Annotated in this window: 16 protein-coding genes; 4 read left to right on the top strand and 12 right to left on the bottom strand. The window is 72.3% G+C overall.

Translation table 11 applies throughout. The features are described from left to right. Positions 1-61: 61 nt before the first annotated feature. The 4 genes from ACZ53K_RS12740 to ACZ53K_RS12725 all read right to left on the bottom strand — a co-directional run bounded on the left by ACZ53K_RS12740 (position 62) and on the right by ACZ53K_RS12725 (position 2,592). Positions 62-712, bottom strand: a complete 651-nt coding sequence (locus ACZ53K_RS12740) for an aminodeoxychorismate/anthranilate synthase component II (protein ID WP_468834690.1) — start codon at positions 710-712, stop codon at positions 62-64. After that, positions 709-885, bottom strand: a complete 177-nt coding sequence (locus tag ACZ53K_RS12735) for a hypothetical protein (protein ID WP_468834687.1) — start codon at positions 883-885, stop codon at positions 709-711. Before ACZ53K_RS12735 ends, ACZ53K_RS12740 begins: the two co-directional genes overlap by 4 nt. A 93-nt stretch (positions 886-978) precedes the next feature. After that, a complete protein-coding gene (locus tag ACZ53K_RS12730; RefSeq protein WP_468835236.1) occupies positions 979-1,668 on the bottom strand; it encodes a class E sortase in 690 nt (229 codons plus the stop codon). Between the two features lie 153 nt (positions 1,669-1,821). Beyond that, complete coding sequence (locus tag ACZ53K_RS12725; protein ID WP_468834685.1) at positions 1,822-2,592, bottom strand: DUF881 domain-containing protein; 771 nt, start codon at positions 2,590-2,592, stop codon at positions 1,822-1,824. Positions 2,593-2,741: 149 nt separating this feature from the next. Between ACZ53K_RS12725 and crgA the strand changes: the two genes are divergently transcribed. Further along, complete coding sequence (gene crgA / locus ACZ53K_RS12720) at positions 2,742-2,999, top strand: cell division protein CrgA (protein ID WP_468834682.1); 258 nt, start codon at positions 2,742-2,744, stop codon at positions 2,997-2,999. 519 nt (positions 3,000-3,518) lie between these two features. Here the strand turns inward: crgA and ACZ53K_RS12715 are convergent. Further along, on the bottom strand, positions 3,519-4,427 hold the full coding sequence (locus ACZ53K_RS12715) for a rhomboid family intramembrane serine protease (RefSeq protein ID WP_468834681.1): 909 nt from the start codon (positions 4,425-4,427) through the stop codon (positions 3,519-3,521). Positions 4,428-4,593: 166 nt separating this feature from the next. Next, a complete protein-coding gene (locus ACZ53K_RS12710) occupies positions 4,594-5,121 on the bottom strand; it encodes a peptidylprolyl isomerase (protein ID WP_468834678.1) in 528 nt (175 codons plus the stop codon). Positions 5,122-5,431: 310 nt separating this feature from the next. Here ACZ53K_RS12710 and ACZ53K_RS12705 point away from each other — a divergent pair, with 310 nt between their 5' ends. Beyond that, positions 5,432-6,151, top strand: coding sequence for a DUF5324 family protein (locus tag ACZ53K_RS12705; protein ID WP_468834676.1), 720 nt, complete (start codon positions 5,432-5,434; stop codon positions 6,149-6,151). A 254-nt stretch (positions 6,152-6,405) separates the two neighbouring features. Here the strand turns inward: ACZ53K_RS12705 and ACZ53K_RS12700 are convergent, their stop codons facing one another. Both ACZ53K_RS12700 and ACZ53K_RS12695 read right to left on the bottom strand, forming a co-directional pair. Beyond that, on the bottom strand, positions 6,406-6,654 hold the full coding sequence (locus ACZ53K_RS12700; RefSeq protein ID WP_468834674.1) for an acyl-CoA carboxylase epsilon subunit: 249 nt from the start codon (positions 6,652-6,654) through the stop codon (positions 6,406-6,408). Next, a complete protein-coding gene (locus ACZ53K_RS12695; RefSeq protein WP_468834671.1) occupies positions 6,651-8,246 on the bottom strand; it encodes an acyl-CoA carboxylase subunit beta in 1,596 nt (531 codons plus the stop codon). The genes ACZ53K_RS12700 and ACZ53K_RS12695 overlap by 4 nt, the downstream gene beginning before the upstream one ends. 107 nt (positions 8,247-8,353) lie before the next feature. Between ACZ53K_RS12695 and ACZ53K_RS12690 the strand changes: the two genes are divergently transcribed. Then, positions 8,354-8,959: a response regulator transcription factor gene (locus ACZ53K_RS12690; RefSeq protein ID WP_468834670.1), complete on the top strand. Its 606-nt coding sequence runs from the start codon at positions 8,354-8,356 to the stop codon at positions 8,957-8,959. Positions 8,960-8,962: 3 nt separating this feature from the next. On the opposite strand, the gene ACZ53K_RS12685 is transcribed toward ACZ53K_RS12690, so the two are convergent. Continuing rightward, positions 8,963-9,961 carry an aldo/keto reductase gene (locus ACZ53K_RS12685; protein WP_468834668.1) on the bottom strand — a complete coding sequence of 333 codons (999 nt, stop codon included), beginning with the start codon at positions 9,959-9,961 and terminating at the stop codon, positions 8,963-8,965. A 239-nt stretch (positions 9,962-10,200) separates the two neighbouring features. On the opposite strand from ACZ53K_RS12685, the gene ACZ53K_RS12680 reads away from it, so the two are divergent. After that, positions 10,201-11,112 carry an SRPBCC family protein gene (locus tag ACZ53K_RS12680; protein WP_468834666.1) on the top strand — a complete coding sequence of 304 codons (912 nt, stop codon included), beginning with the start codon at positions 10,201-10,203 and terminating at the stop codon, positions 11,110-11,112. A gap of 61 nt (positions 11,113-11,173) precedes the next feature. Here the strand turns inward: ACZ53K_RS12680 and ACZ53K_RS12675 are convergent, their stop codons facing one another. From ACZ53K_RS12675 to ACZ53K_RS12665, 3 genes are read right to left on the bottom strand one after another with little or no spacing between them, the layout of a single operon-like run. Next, entirely contained in the window at positions 11,174-12,415 is a 1,242-nt protein-coding gene (locus ACZ53K_RS12675; RefSeq protein WP_468834664.1) for an FAD-dependent monooxygenase, read from the bottom strand. Positions 12,416-12,447: 32 nt separating this feature from the next. Further along, positions 12,448-13,188: an SDR family oxidoreductase gene (locus ACZ53K_RS12670; protein ID WP_468834662.1), complete on the bottom strand. Its 741-nt coding sequence runs from the start codon at positions 13,186-13,188 to the stop codon at positions 12,448-12,450. After that, on the bottom strand, positions 13,185-13,835 hold the full coding sequence (locus ACZ53K_RS12665; RefSeq protein WP_468834661.1) for an antibiotic biosynthesis monooxygenase family protein: 651 nt from the start codon (positions 13,833-13,835) through the stop codon (positions 13,185-13,187). Before ACZ53K_RS12665 ends, ACZ53K_RS12670 begins: the two co-directional genes overlap by 4 nt. Positions 13,836-13,840 lie beyond the last annotated feature (5 nt).

Below are 13,840 nucleotides of genomic sequence, written 5' to 3'. Positions count from 1 at the left end.
GAGCCGTCGGCAGCGCGCCGCGGCTCGTGGGACCTCCCCTCGCGCTCGCGGCGGAGGTCAGTCACGCGCCGACCTTGCCGACCACCGGGGCGAGCCCCGCCGAGCGCTCCACCGCACCGGGATCGCCGCACTCCACCAGCCAGTTGGCGAGCATCCGGTGGCCCCACTCGGTCAGTACCGACTCGGGGTGGAACTGCACGCCCTCCACCGGAAGTTCACGGTGCCGCAGGCCCATCGCCACGCCGGTTTCGGCGTCGTCGCCGGTCCAGGCGGTGACCACCATCTCGTCGGGTACGGTGCCGGGCTGCACGGCCAGAGAGTGGTAGCGGGTGGCGGTGAAGGGGGTGGGCAGCCCCTTGAAGACGCCCGCGCCCTCGTGGGAGACCAGGGAGGTCTTGCCGTGCAGCAGCTCGGGGGCCCGGCCGACGACGCCGCCGTACGCGACCGCCATCGACTGCAGCCCGAGGCAGACACCGAAGACCGGCACGCCGGTGTCGGCGCAGTGCCGGACCATGTCGATACAGACGCCTGCCTGCTCAGGGGCGCCGGGGCCCGGGGACAGCAGGACGCCGTCAAATCCGTCCTGCGCGTGCCGCAGCTCGACTTCGTCGTTGCGCAGCACCTCGCACTCGGCACCCAGTTGATAGAGGTACTGGACGAGGTTGAAGACGAAGCTGTCGTAGTTGTCGACCACCAGGATGCGTGCGGTCATCGGACAGCGCCCATCCCTCGGTCGACCGTGACGTCGTTGAAGGGGAGCAGCGGCTCCGCCCACGGGAAGACGTACTGGAAGAGCACGTAGACGATCGCCAGCACCAGCACGAGTGAAAGCAGTGCCTTCACCCATGTGTTGCCCGGCAGATTCCGCCAGATCCAGCCGTACATGCTGTCGCTGCCCCTACTTGCCGATGACGATGACCGTGTCGATCGATGTCGATCGCCCCACCAGACTAAAGGGCGGGGGCGGGGGCCGGGGGGTCAGCCGGTCAAAGCCGACGGCCTGCCGCGCTCCACGGGTTGGGTGGAATCCAGGTGGGCCCAGACGATCAGCCGGTGGCTGTGGCCCCACTCCGGCTCGCAGGTGGTGAGGGTGAGATAGCGACCCGGGCCGTTGTATCCCGATTTGCGCGGTACGGGGTCGATGACGCCGATATCGGTGGGCAGCGTCCTGTAGGGGCGCCGGTCGATCCGGTACGTGAACCAGGTCGTGCCGTCCGTGAGGACCACCGCGTCGCCCGGCCGCAGCCGGGGGAAGTCCTTGAAGGGGTCGCCATAGGTGCGGCGGTGCCCGGCGACCGCGAAGTTGCCCGTCTCGCCGAGCCGCGCGGTGCGGCCGTAGTGCCCCAGCCCTTTCTTCAGGACGTCCGCCGCGGTGCCCTCCAGCACGGGCTTGCTCCAGCCGGCGCCGAAGCGGGGGATGTACATCACGGCGAAGGGCGCGCCGTTCTCGTACCGCGGCTGCTTGCCGGAGCTGTCCGGCCGCCCGGAAGTGCCGTCCGGGGAGGCGGTGGCGACCGGTCCGGTGGACCACCGGTCCTGGAGTCTGCCGATCTCACCGTCCATCGCGCTGTCGGCCCGTACGCCCGTCCAGAACAGGACGTACACCACGAAGAGGACGATCAGTGTGCCGGCGGTGACGCAGACCTCGCTGAGTGTCCGCACGATCAGCCGCGCCACCGTGGCGGGCCGCCGCCCCGGGCCAGGCCGTCCCCTCGCCCCGGGCCGCCCCTTCGTCCCGTACCGCGCCGCCGCCCTGGACCGTGCCGTCATGGCGGACCGCCCCCTCCCCGGCCGCCGGCCCCGGTGCGGGCGGCCGGCGGATCACGGCTTCACAGGCTGTGCGTAGTGGAGATCCACTGTGCCGGAGTAGCCGGGCAGAGTCACCGCCTCGTGCTGGTCGGCTTTCCAGCCGAGGCCGTAGGCGTTCACGTACTGCATGTAGTTCTGGATGGCCGGCGAGGCGGTCAGCGCCCGGTTCAGCGTCTCGCGGTCGCCGACGGCGGTGACCTTGTACGGCGGCGAGTAGACGCGGCCCTGGAGGATCAGGGTGTTGCCGACACAGCGCACCGCGCTGGTGGAGATCAGCCGCTGGTCCATGACCCGGATGCCCTTGGCGCCGCCCTGCCACAGGGCGTTGACCACGGCCTGCAGGTCCTGCTGGTGGATGACCAGGTCGTTGGGCTGCGGCTCCGGCACGCCGGGGATCTTCGCGGTGGCGTTCGGCGGGGCGTCGGTGAGGGTGACGGTCAGGCCCTGGCCGGCGACCGGCTTGGTGCCCGCGTTCTTCTCCAGCGCCGCCAGCTTGGCGTCCTCGGCCTTCGAGGAGCCGCTGTCCTGGTGGGCGAGGGTGTCCACCTCGTCGCGCAGCGCGGCGTTGCGCTCGTCGTGGGCGCCGTTCTTGTGGCTGCGTTCCTGGATGAGGTCGGACAGACGCAGCATCGAATCGTCGGAGCGCAGGTCCGTGCCGCGCGCGGTGTCGAAGCTGAGCCAGAAGATCAGTCCGGCGAGCGCGAAGACCGCCAGCGTCAGCAGCCGCACCGGCCGCAGGCGGCGGCGTGGCGGGCGGCCGGGGGAGTCAGCGGAAGTGCTCAACGTACCCTTGCTCCTTACGACGCCGCGGAAGCACTACGCTAACGGACGCTCGGGGAAGGAATCCGCTCCCCGTCACCACCCGCCCGGCCCGCCTCACGCATCATCCGCCCCCAGTGCGGTCACGCAGATCATCGACAGGAGAGTTCCTCGTGCCGAAGTCACGGATCCGCAAGAAGGACGACTTCACGCCGCCGCCGGCGAAGCAGACGACCAATCTGCGCATGAGTTCCGGCCGCGGCTGGGTCGCCCCGGTGATGCTGGCACTGTTCCTGATCGGCCTGGTGTGGATCGTGCTCTTCTATGTCACCGGGGGCGACATGCCCGTCAAGGCGATGGGCAACTGGAACATCGTGTGCGGGTTCGGTTTCATCGCCCTGGGTTTCGGCGTGTCCACCCAGTGGAAGTAGCCCGGACCAGCCCACGGCCACCGGTGACACCCGGCTTCGAGGACGACCGCGCCCGTCAGGGCGGCCACCACGGCCGCTCCTGTCGGGCCGCTGACCGCTCCGGTACGGGCCGCTGATCCGCCCCTCGCCGGGCTGTGATCCGGCCCTGTCGCGGGCGTTGTCGCGCAAGCCCTGCCCAAGGCCATCCACACAGTTATCCACAGCCGGGGAAAACTTCAGAAGATCTGTGGATAACTTCCCGGCCGTTGACGCCGGTGTGACCGGCGGCCCGCCACCCGGACCACCGTCACCCCCTGCCCTTCCTGGGAAAACGCAGCTCAGTGCAGAGCGGAACACACGTTCCCCACCCGATGCACAAGATCCGACACGCGCTGTGGACAACCGGCGCCGAACCGGCGTCCATACCGGCTTTTCACAGGCCGTCGCCGGGCGGCCGTACGCCGCCAGGGCCGTACACCGCCGGGGCAGCACCCGCCGACCGTACGCCGCCGGGCCGCACCTGCCTGCCCGCCCGCTCACTCACCCCACGAGCTGGACGGTCCGCACCCACACCACCGCGACGATCGCCAGGAACGCCACCGCGAACGTGACGCCCTGCACCAGCGCGCGCCGTTCCCGCGGCGCATGCACCATCCCGTACGTCACGGCCGCGCCCACGATCAGACCGCCGACATGTGCCTGCCAGGCGATGTTGGGCCACGCGAATGTGAAAACCAGGTTGAGCGCCAGCAGGATCAGCACCGGCCGCATGTCGTAGTTCAGGCGGCGCATCAGTATGGCCGTCGCGCCGAGCAGTCCGAAGATCGCGCCGGACGCGCCCAGCGAGGGCTGGTTCTGGGCGGCGAGCAGATACGACAGGGCGCTGCCGCCGAGGGCGGAAAGCAGGTAGAGGGCGAGGAAGCGGACCCGGCCGAGGGCCGCCTCCAGCGGCGGGCCGAGCCACCACAGCGACAGCATGTTGAAGATGATGTGCATCGGCTCCTGGTGCAGGAACGCCGCCGTCAGCAGGCGGTAGAACTCGCCCTCGGCGACGCCGATGAACTTCAGGTCCTGGGGGACGAAGGCCCCGCCGATCATCTCCAGGCTCTGGACCAGGCCGTCGCCCACCGACAGCACCGCGATGAACACCGCGACGTTGAGGCCGAGCAGGATCTTGGTGACCAGCCGGGTGTCCGTGGTCGGCGAGCCGCCCGCGATGGTCCGGGGGGCGGTGGCCTGCGCCGTACTGCCCGTGCCGCCGGCGCCGCGTACGCACTCCGGGCACTGGAATCCGACCGACGCACTGACCATGCACTCGGGGCAGATGGGCCGCTCGCAGCGCGTACAGCTGATGCCCGTCGCGCGGTCCGGATGGCGGTAACAGCCGGGTACGGCGTCGCCCGCCCGCGCGTCCTGCGGCTCCTGTGGGCTGCCCGGCGCCTGGTCCATGGTCCCCTCGGTCCCTCGTGCCGAATCCGTGCGGACGTCACCGCACGAACGACGTGCGCGCCCCACCCGATCTACGACCGGGCAGGGCGCAATGGTTCCCGCGCACCGCGCTCCGGGGCCGCTGCGGGACTCCCGGGCCGGATGGGCGGTGACGCGGTGCCGCGCGTCAGCGGGTCTCGACGACGACCGACTCGATCACGACGTCGTTGACCGGGCGGTCCGTACGCGGGTTGGTCTGCATCGCCGCGATGGCGTCCACGACCTTCTTGCCCGCGTCGTTGGTGACCTCACCGAAGATGGTGTGCTTGCCGGTCAGCCAGGTGGTCGGGGAGACCGTGATGAAGAACTGCGAGCCGTTGGTGCCCGGGCCGGCGTTGGCCATGGCGAGCAGGTACGGCTTGTTGAAGGACAGGTCGGGGTGGAACTCGTCCTTGAACTCGTACCCGGGGCCGCCGGTGCCGTTGCCCAGCGGGTCGCCGCCCTGGATCATGAAGCCGCTGATCACGCGGTGGAAGACCGTGCCGTCGTACAGCTTCTCCGTGGTCTTCTTGCCGGTCTCCGGGTGGGTCCACTCGCGCTCGCCCTTGGCGAGTTCGACGAAGTTCTTCACCGTCGTCGGGGCGTGGTTCGGCAGGAGCCGAATCTCGATGTCGCCCTGATTGGTCTTCAGGGTGGCGTAGAGCTCTTCAGCCACGATCTACCTTCCATAAGTCGGCACTGACGGTTCCCGATCCTCGCATGGACGTCCGCCCGGCACCCGGACACCGCCGCGTTGCTGTTCGCCTTTCCGCCACCAGTACCCGCCGAACCGGCGCACAGCCCGGAAAACCGTGGCATTGTCATCGCAAGGCTCCGTATGGTCCCCAATGACCCGGATGCCCGCCCGCACATGCCGTGTGTCGTGTGAGCAGGCATGATCTTGACTCGGGTGGACAGGCGACACAGCAGACATTGGGGAACAGCCCCCGTAGCCCCCCGGACACGCCACCGAGGAGGAGGATCCCGTGACCCGCAAGGACAGCGTGCGCGCGGCGACCAGTTCGGCCAAGGACAGCGTGCGGCACGCGGCGGAGGTGGTGGCTCCGTATGCCGGTACGGCCAAGGACACCGCCGCGCACTACGCGCACGAGGCCCGTACGCGACTGGCACCCAAGGTGGCCGAGGCCGCACACCAGGCCCGCAGCCAGTACGACGCCCACCTGCACCCGCGCATCGAGCACGCCCGCGACGCCCTGCCGCCCAAGGTGGACGCCGCCGCGAGCCGGGCCGCCGAGCGCACCCGCAAGGCCGCCCGCCAGGCCGCGGACTACACCGCCCCGCGCGTCGAGCACGCCGTGCACAGCGCACGCGCTGCGGCCGAACCGGTCCGCGAGCAGGCCGTGGCACGCGGCACGGCCGCCATCGCGGCACTCCGCGGCCAGGTGTCGGCCAAGGAGATCGAGAAGCTCGTCAAGAAGCACAACCGCCGTCGGCGCGCCGGCAAGGCCGTCAAGCGCGTCGCCATCGTGGGCCTCCTCGCGGGCGGCGCCTACGCCGCCTGGAAGTGGTGGGACAAGCAGGCCAACCCGGACTGGCTGGTCGAGCCCCCGGCCCCCACCGAGGTCAGCGAACGCGCCACCCTGACCGCCGTCGACGGCACCGCAGAGGCGGCCGCCCTGGACCCCGAGGTCCAGGCCAAGCAGGCCGAGGCCGAGGCGGAGGAACGCGGCGGGCCCAAGACCTGAGTCTGGCTCGCCGGTACGGCTCATGGCCTTGCCGCAGCCCCACCCCAGGGCCTGCGGCGCGGCCTGTTCGTCGTGCGCGCATGCGGCCCCGGTCGTCCTGGGCGGATGCGGTCGTGCGCTGCCGTGGTCGCAGGCATACGTAGCCGTAGACACCCGCAGGTCCCGGCACTCGCAGGTCCAGGCATCCGTATGCGCGGGCAGCCGTGGCACAGGGCGGACCCGATGGGCCGCACGAAGGGTCCGCCCCCGCCGGTCTACGCCGCTTCACCGCCACGCCACCCCGGCAGGCGGCGGGCCCGCCACGCCGGTGCCGGAACGGTCTGTCCGGCGCGCGGCCATGCCGCCCGGAGCGGAACCGCGTCCGCGACGGTCTCCGCGGCGGCCCGGGCGCCCGAGCGGGACGCGAGCACGGCCGTCAGCGCGGCCAGTTCCTCCGGCGTCGGCTTGCCGCGCACCACACGCACCCACGGGACGTCGTCGCCCGCTGCCGGCCGCGCGCTCACTGCGGCTGGTTCCCGTGCTTGCGGCCGGGCAGCGGCGCGCTCTTGGCCCGTAGCGTCGACAGGGCCCCGATCAGCCGTGACCGGGTCTCGGCCGGATCGATCACATCGTCGACCAGGCCCCGCTCGGCCGCGTAATAGGGGTGCATCAGCCGCTCCCGGTACTCCTCGACGCGCTGTTTGCGGGCCAGCTCGGGATCGTCCGCCGCGGCGATCTCCCTGCGGAAGACAACGTTGGCCGCCGCCTCGGCGCCCATGACGGCGATCTCGTTCGTGGGCCAGGCCAGCGAGAGGTCCGCCCCGATGGAGCGGGAGTCCATCACGATGTACGCGCCGCCGTAAGCCTTGCGAAGGATCACCTGGATCCGGGGGACGGTCGCGTTGCAGTAGGCGTAGAGCAGCTTGGCGCCGTGCCGGATGATCCCGCCGTGCTCCTGGTCCACCCCGGGCAGGAAGCCCGGCACGTCCACCAGCGTCACGAGCGGGATGTTGAAGGCGTCGCAGGTCTGCACGAAGCGCGCGGCCTTCTCGCTCGCCGGTATGTCCAGCACCCCCGCGAGCGCGGCGGGCTGGTTCGCGACGATGCCGGTCACCTCCCCGCCCAGGCGGGCCAGCACGCACAGCACGTTGCCCGCCCACTGCTCGTGGACCTCGAACACCTCGCCTTCGTCGACGATCTCCTCGATGACCCGCCGCATGTCGTAGGCCCGGTTCGGGTCGGCCGGCACCAGGTCGGCCAGGACCTCGCAGCGCCGGTCCACCGGATCGGCGCTCGGCAGGGCCGGCGGCTGCTCCCGGTTGTTGGAGGGCAGCAGGGAGAGCAGGTACCGCACGTCCGCGAGGCAGCTCTCCTCGTCGTCGTACGCGAAGGCGGCGACCCCGCTGCGGGCCGCGTGGGCATCCGCGCCGCCCAGCGCGTCATGGGTGATCGCCTCGCCGGTCACCGCCCGCACCACGTCGGGTCCGGTGATGAACATCTGGGAGATGCCGCGCACCATGAAGACGAAGTCCGTCAGGGCGGGTGAGTAGGCGGCGCCGCCCGCGCACGGCCCCATGATCACGCTGAGCTGCGGGATCACCCCGGAGTTGCGTACGTTCCGGCGGAAGATGCCGCCGTAACCGGCCAGCGCCGTGACGCCCTCCTGGATACGCGCCCCCGCGCCGTCGCACAGCCCCACGAGCGGCGCCCCCGCCGCCTCCGCCAGGTCCATCACCTTGTGGATCTTCTCCGCGTGCGCCTCGCCGAGCGCCCCGCCGAAGACCCGGAAGTCGTGGGCGTAGACGAAGACGGTACGGCCGTTCACCTTCCCCCAGCCCGTGACGACGCCGTCGGTGTGCGGCCGCCGGTCCTCCAGTCCGAAACCGGTGGCCCGGTGCCGCCGGAACGCCTCGACCTCGGTGAACGTCCCCGGGTCGAAGAGCAGGCCGATGCGCTCGCGCGCCGTCAGCTTGCCCTTGGCGTGCTGGGCGGCCGTCGCCCGCTCCGGGCCGCGGTGTACGTTCTCGCGCAACTCCGCCAGGGCGGTGCTGCGTTCGCGCGCGTCCACGGCCGTACGGCCGGCCGGCACGGGCGCACTCCCACTCACGGCACTCATGGCTGCTGCCTTCCCCCTGCTGATTGATGGATCTTGCGTCGGCGGCCGGGTCATAATTCACCTGGAGCTGTGTGGCTGTCGGTGCTCCAAAGGGGGAATCGATCCACGTGATCAGAATCCTGATCGCCGAGGACATGCACATGTTGCGCAAGGCCCTGGTCACCCTGCTGGATCTCGAACCGGATCTGGAAGTGGTCGCCGAGGTCGCCCACGGCGACGACGTGGCCTCCGTCGCGGCACGGACCCGGCCGGACGTCGCGGTCGTGGACATCGGGCTGCCCGGTACGGACGGCATCACGGCGACCGGCAAGCTCCGCGCCCTGTTACCCGACTGCCAGGTGCTGATACTGACCAGCGCGCCCGCGCCCGGCAAGCTGCGGGAGGCCCTCGCCGCGGGGGCCGTGGGCTTCCTCATCAAGGACGCCGAGCCCGCCCAGTTGGTGGACGCCATCCACGCCGTCGCGCGGGGCGAGCGCGTCGTCGACCTGCAGCTCGCGCTGGCCGCGCTGGACGACGGGACGTCGCCGCTGACGCCGCGTGAGCTGCAGGTGCTGCGCCTGGCCGCCGACGGGGAGGACGCCCGGCAGATCGCCACCCGGCTGGTCCTCTCGGTCGGCACGGTTCGCAACTACCTCGCGACGGTCGTCACCAAGCTGGGCGCGCGCAACCGTGTCGACGCCATCCGTATCGCGCGTGAGGCCGGCTGGCTGTGAACGTCAGGCCGGTGGACGGGGGTTGAGGCTCGGGTCGCGGATCACCACCGGGCCCAGCACGGCGTCGACGCGCGCCAGCAGTTCCTCGTCCAGCCGCTTGCCGACGACCTGCAGGTTGTGCTCGATCTGCGCGGGCCGCGAGGCGCCGAGGACCACGCTGGTGACCGGCGCCTGGCCCAGTACCCAGGCCAGCGCCAGCTGCGGCAGGGTCAGCCCCGCCTCGGCCGCCACCTTCGCCAGGCGCTGTACGTTCTCCAGTACGCCGGGGCCGAGGCGGTACCAGCGGTTCATGGCCTCCAGCGCCCCCTTGGCCTCGGCCAGCCGGGAGTCCTCCGGATAGTCCTCGCCCGGCTGGTACTTGCCCGTCAGGACTCCGCCCGCCAGCGGCGACCAGGCCATCTGGCCGATGCCCAGCGCCTCGCACACCGGGGAGACGCCCGCCTCCGGGATGCGCCACAGCATCGAGTACTGCGCCTGGCTGCACACCAGCGGCACCCGCAGTTCGTCGGCCATCGCCTTGGCAGCCACGATCTGTTCCGGCTCCCAGTCGGACACTCCCAGGTACAGCACCTTGCCCTGGTGCACCAGGTCGGCCAGGGCCGACATGGTCTCCTCCAGCGGCGTCCTGCTGTCGTAGCGGTGGGCGACGTACACGTCCACGTGGTCCGTTCCCAGGCGGCGCAGCGAGTTCTCGACGCCGGCGCGGATGTGCTTGCGCGACAGGCCCCGGTCGTTGGGCCCCTTGCCGGTCGGGAAGAAGATTTTCGTGATCAGGACGACGCTTTCCCGCGGCACGCCCTTCAAGGCAGCACCCAGCACCTCCTCGGCCCGCCCGCCCGCGTAGGCGTCGGCGGTGTCGAAGGTGGTGATGCCGGCGTCGAGGGCGGCGCGCACACAGGCCGCCGCCGCGTCGTCGTCCAGCTGGTTGCCGGCTGTGGTGGAGTTCCCGTACGACACACGGCTCACCGCGAGTCCACTGTTCCCCAGCTTCAGGTATTCCACGTTCGAGCGCCTCCTCTCGGGCCGCCGGCCGGACGGATCGGGCCGGGGCACTGTGACTCAGACTCTGTCGTCACCGCGAGTCTTCGGGCCGCCGCTCGAACCGGTCTCGGGCCGGGGTCGACCGCCCGGCGGGGCCCGCGTCAAGCCCCTCTCTAGGGCCGCTGTGGGGGGTGGCGGCAGCATCGCCCACGCTCCGCCGTCCGGCCGGAGCGGACCGCACCCCGAGGGGACACCACCTGATGCCGACGCCGTCCGAACGATCCGTACGCCACGAAGCCGTCGTCCGGGCCACGCCCCGGGCCCTGTTCGACTTGGTCGCCGACACCGAGGGCGCGCCGCGCTTCGCCCCGACCCAGCTGCTCGCCGAGGTGACGCCCGCCCCGCACGGCTCCACCGGGGACCTGGTCCGGCGCTGGGTGCGCGCGGGCGAGACCGTGCGGACCTGGCAGGTGCGCCGCACGCTCGACCGGGAGCGGCTGCGTATCGAGTTCGTCCACGACAGCCCTGGCGGGAGCATCCGCTCCCAGCACGGTCTGTGGACCTTCACCGCCGGTCCCGAGATCGGAACGGCCTCGATGACGGTCGTCCACACCCTGGACGCCGACGCCACGGAAGAGGTCGCCGCGCAGCTCGCGAACCTGGACCAGAACGTGCCCAAGCAGCTGGACGCCTACCGGTTCGTCGCGGAACTCGGCCCAGGGCTCGGCCGGTTGTTCCTGACGCACGAGGAGCAGGTGCCGCTGGACGGCGCCCCGGACGCGGTGCTGCCCGCGCTGCTGCGGCCGGAGGTGTGGGCGGCCGCGCACGGCGGGCCGTCCGCGACCGCCGCCATCGACGGCGGGGAGATCGCCGAGACGCTGACCCTCGCCCCGGGCGGCCGCTATGTCCGGCTGCGCCCGGACCCGTACCGCGTCGCCTACAAGCGGCTGGACCCGCCGGAGGAACTGCACGCCGAGGTGGGCCGCTGGCAGCTCGCGCCGGCCGGCCCGGACCGTACGCAGCTCACCGTCAGCCGCACGGTGACGCTGCCGCTGGGGACCCTCAAGTCCGGTGACGACGTGGTGGAGAAGGCCGCGCGGCAGGGGCTGGAGGCGCTGCGCGCCGAGGTCCGGCGCTCGGCGGACGCGGTCGCCGGGGCCGTGCGCGGCTGAGGACGGAAGCCTGCCCGGTTCCGGGGGGGGGGAAGTACCCCCGGAACCGGGCAGGCGTCGGTCAGGCCGTGCTGAAGGAGTCGCTGTCGACCCGGATGCCACGGTTGCCGTAAGCGATACGGTTCAGCACCTTCCGGTACACCGGCGTGCCCTTCAGGGCGCGGGCCAGCACCGGACGGACGCGCGTCGCCAGGGCCCCGGTCGAAAGCATCGCCTTGCTCTGCATCACCTGGAGCTTCATCGCCCGCTCGATGTCCGGGGCGCGCCGCGCCGCGAACGCCCCCAGCGCCGCCGCCCCGGTGTCGCCCCGGCGCACCGCGCCGACCAGTACGGGATGCGCAACCACGGCGTCCTGCACGGCGAGGTTGATGCCCTGCGCCCCGATCGGGCTGTGGGTGTGGGCACTGTCCCCGATGAGCAGCAGGCCGTCGTCCGCCCAGCGCTCGGCACGGCCGGAGAACACGTCCAGCAGCGACACGTCCCGCAGACTGCGCACCTCCGCCTCGATCAGCTCGCGGTAGCGGGGCAGGGCGCCCACGACGAGGGACCTGACGTGGTCCACGCCGTGCGCGGCCAGCTCCCGGTACCCGCCGTGCGGCAGCATCCAGCCGATCTGCAGCCGGTCCGGGTACGAGTGGTAGATCATCGCCGGGCCGGTGCCGCCCCGGTGCACCCGGACGTCGCGGCGTCGCCCGTCGGAGTCCGCGGCCACCTTGAACCACAGCACGTCGTGGTCGAAGGCGTCATGGCGGCGGAAGGCGATGCCCGCCAGCCTGCGGATCTTCGAATAGCGGCCGTCGGCCCCCACGACGCAGCGGGACCGGATCACCCGCTGCCCCGCCGGGCCGTCCACCACGACACCGCGGACGGCACCGTCCTCGCGCAGCAGGTCCTTCGCGCGCGTGGCGTCGAGCGCGGTGAAGTGCCCGTACTCCGCGCAGCGGTCGCGGAGCGCGCCGAGCACATGCGGCTGCGGCACGGACAGCAGATGGTCGTAGGGCCGGGGCAGCCGCCGGTAGTCCACGTCCAGCAGGGCGCGGCCCCGCTCGACGAGCTGGAAGCGGTCGTGCTCGTGGCAGCCGCGCTCCCGGACGTCCGCGAGTACGCCGAGCGCGTCGAGCAGGGCCATCGCGCCCGGTTGCAGGATCTCCCCCCGGTACTCGCGGTCGAACGAGGACGTCCCGAACTTCTCGACGAGGGTCACCCGCACGCCCGAGCGCAGGAGCAGCAGCGTCAGCACGGCGCCGGCCGGGCCGCCGCCCACCACGCAGACGTCGGTCGTGTGGTCGGCCAGGTCGGTCATCGCAGTGGTACCTCCGTGACGGAACAGAGCGGTCAGGCGAGCAGCGACAGGCCGCCGTCGGCGGTGAGGGTCTGGCCCTGGAGCCAGCCGGCGTCGGGGTGCAGCAGCAGCGCGACCACGCCGGCCAGGTCCTCGGGGGTGGTGAGGCGTCCGGCGGGGGTGCGCCGGGCGAGGGCCCGGGCCGCCTCCTGGCCGGGCGCCGATTCCCCCTTGTCGAGCTTGGCCGAGGAGACGGCGTTGACGGTGATCCCGCGCGGCGCCAGTTCCACCGCGAGGTAGCGCACCAGGCTCTCCAGCGCGGCCTTGGCCATGCCCAGTCCCGCGTACCGGGGGGCGACGCGCTGCGCGCCGGCGCTGGAGACGGCGACGATCCGGCCGGGGCCGCCCGCCATGAGGCCCGCGATACGCGGCGCCGCGGTCAGCAACGGTTCGCAGGCCATGGCGAGTTCGTCCCGGACGGCGGCGGTGTCCGCGCCGAGGGCCGGTGCCGGGTGCCAGACGGCCGCGCAGTGCACGAAGGCGCCGATCCGGTCCCAGCGCTTCGCGGCCTCGTCGAGCACCGGTCCGACGCCCTCCGGGGCGGCCAGGTCGGCCTTCACCGCCGAGGCGGAGCCCGGCAGGCCGGCCAGGGAGGCGAGGGCCCGGCCGGCGTCCTCGCCGCTGTGTCCGTACACGAGCAGTACGTCGCCGCCCGCCGCGCACACCTTCCGCGCCACCGCCAGGCCGGTGCCGCGCGTACCGCCGGTGATGACGGCGGGGCCCGGGGTGTTCACGCGCCTGCCGGTGCGGTGGCGCTCCGGCCCTCGGTCAGCGGCGCACCCGCGACGAAGCCGCCCGTCGCGGTGCCGGGCAGCGGGTGCGCGGCGCGCGCCTTCCCGGCCGCTTCGGCGGAGCGCCAACGGGCGACGGCGACGTACCGTGTCGGGTCCGGCAGGGCGACCCCCAGCACGGCCCAGGCCAGGGCACCTTCCGGTACGGCCGCCAGGTGTCCGGCGAAGGCGTCGCGCACCGCGTCCGGCGCACCGGCCGCGGTGAACGGCTCGACGGTCACATGGGGGAATCCGGGCAGCGCGGCACCGACGGCTCCGGCCGGTTCGGTGGCGTAGAGGGTGCGGGCCGGGGTGACCTCCACCTCGACCAGCCGGTGGAACTCCTCGGCGTGCCGCTGGAAGGTCTCGGACCGGGCGACGGCACCGAAGTCGTCGGGGGAGCGCCACCAGCCGGCGTTGGCGTACCGGCCCGCGTGCTCGCCGGAGCGGACCGTCTGGTGGGCGGCGAAGCCCTCCCGGCTCCGCATGAACCCGACGTGGTCCAGGAACTTCTCCTCGAAGCGGGCGGCGTCGTCCGGCTTCAGCAGCGTGAACGTGTTGACGGCCATCAGCCCCGGCGCGAAGCCCGGTCCGTGCTGTGCGGGTGCCATGTCGG

It is taken from the genome of Streptomyces sp. NPDC033221 (assembly GCF_055577005.1).
Note: the sequence above shows the minus strand (reverse complement) of the source record. Positions and strands in the feature narration are given on the sequence as shown.

What these genes read in the sequence shown, in the direction of transcription:
- ACZ53K_RS12695 (WP_468834671.1), bottom strand. Translation starts at nt 8,246, where the DNA reads ATGAGTGCCGTGAGTGGGAGTGCGCCCGTGCCGGCCGGCCGTACGGCC.
- ACZ53K_RS12665 (WP_468834661.1), bottom strand. Translation starts at nt 13,835, where the DNA reads ATGGCACCCGCACAGCACGGACCGGGCTTCGCGCCGGGGCTGATGGCC.
- ACZ53K_RS12680 (WP_468834666.1), top strand. Translation starts at nt 10,201, where the DNA reads ATGCCGACGCCGTCCGAACGATCCGTACGCCACGAAGCCGTCGTCCGG.
- ACZ53K_RS12675 (WP_468834664.1), bottom strand. Translation starts at nt 12,415, where the DNA reads ATGACCGACCTGGCCGACCACACGACCGACGTCTGCGTGGTGGGCGGC.
- ACZ53K_RS12740 (WP_468834690.1), bottom strand. Translation starts at nt 712, where the DNA reads ATGACCGCACGCATCCTGGTGGTCGACAACTACGACAGCTTCGTCTTC.
- ACZ53K_RS12715 (WP_468834681.1), bottom strand. Translation starts at nt 4,427, where the DNA reads ATGGACCAGGCGCCGGGCAGCCCACAGGAGCCGCAGGACGCGCGGGCG.
- ACZ53K_RS12735 (WP_468834687.1), bottom strand. Translation starts at nt 885, where the DNA reads ATGTACGGCTGGATCTGGCGGAATCTGCCGGGCAACACATGGGTGAAG.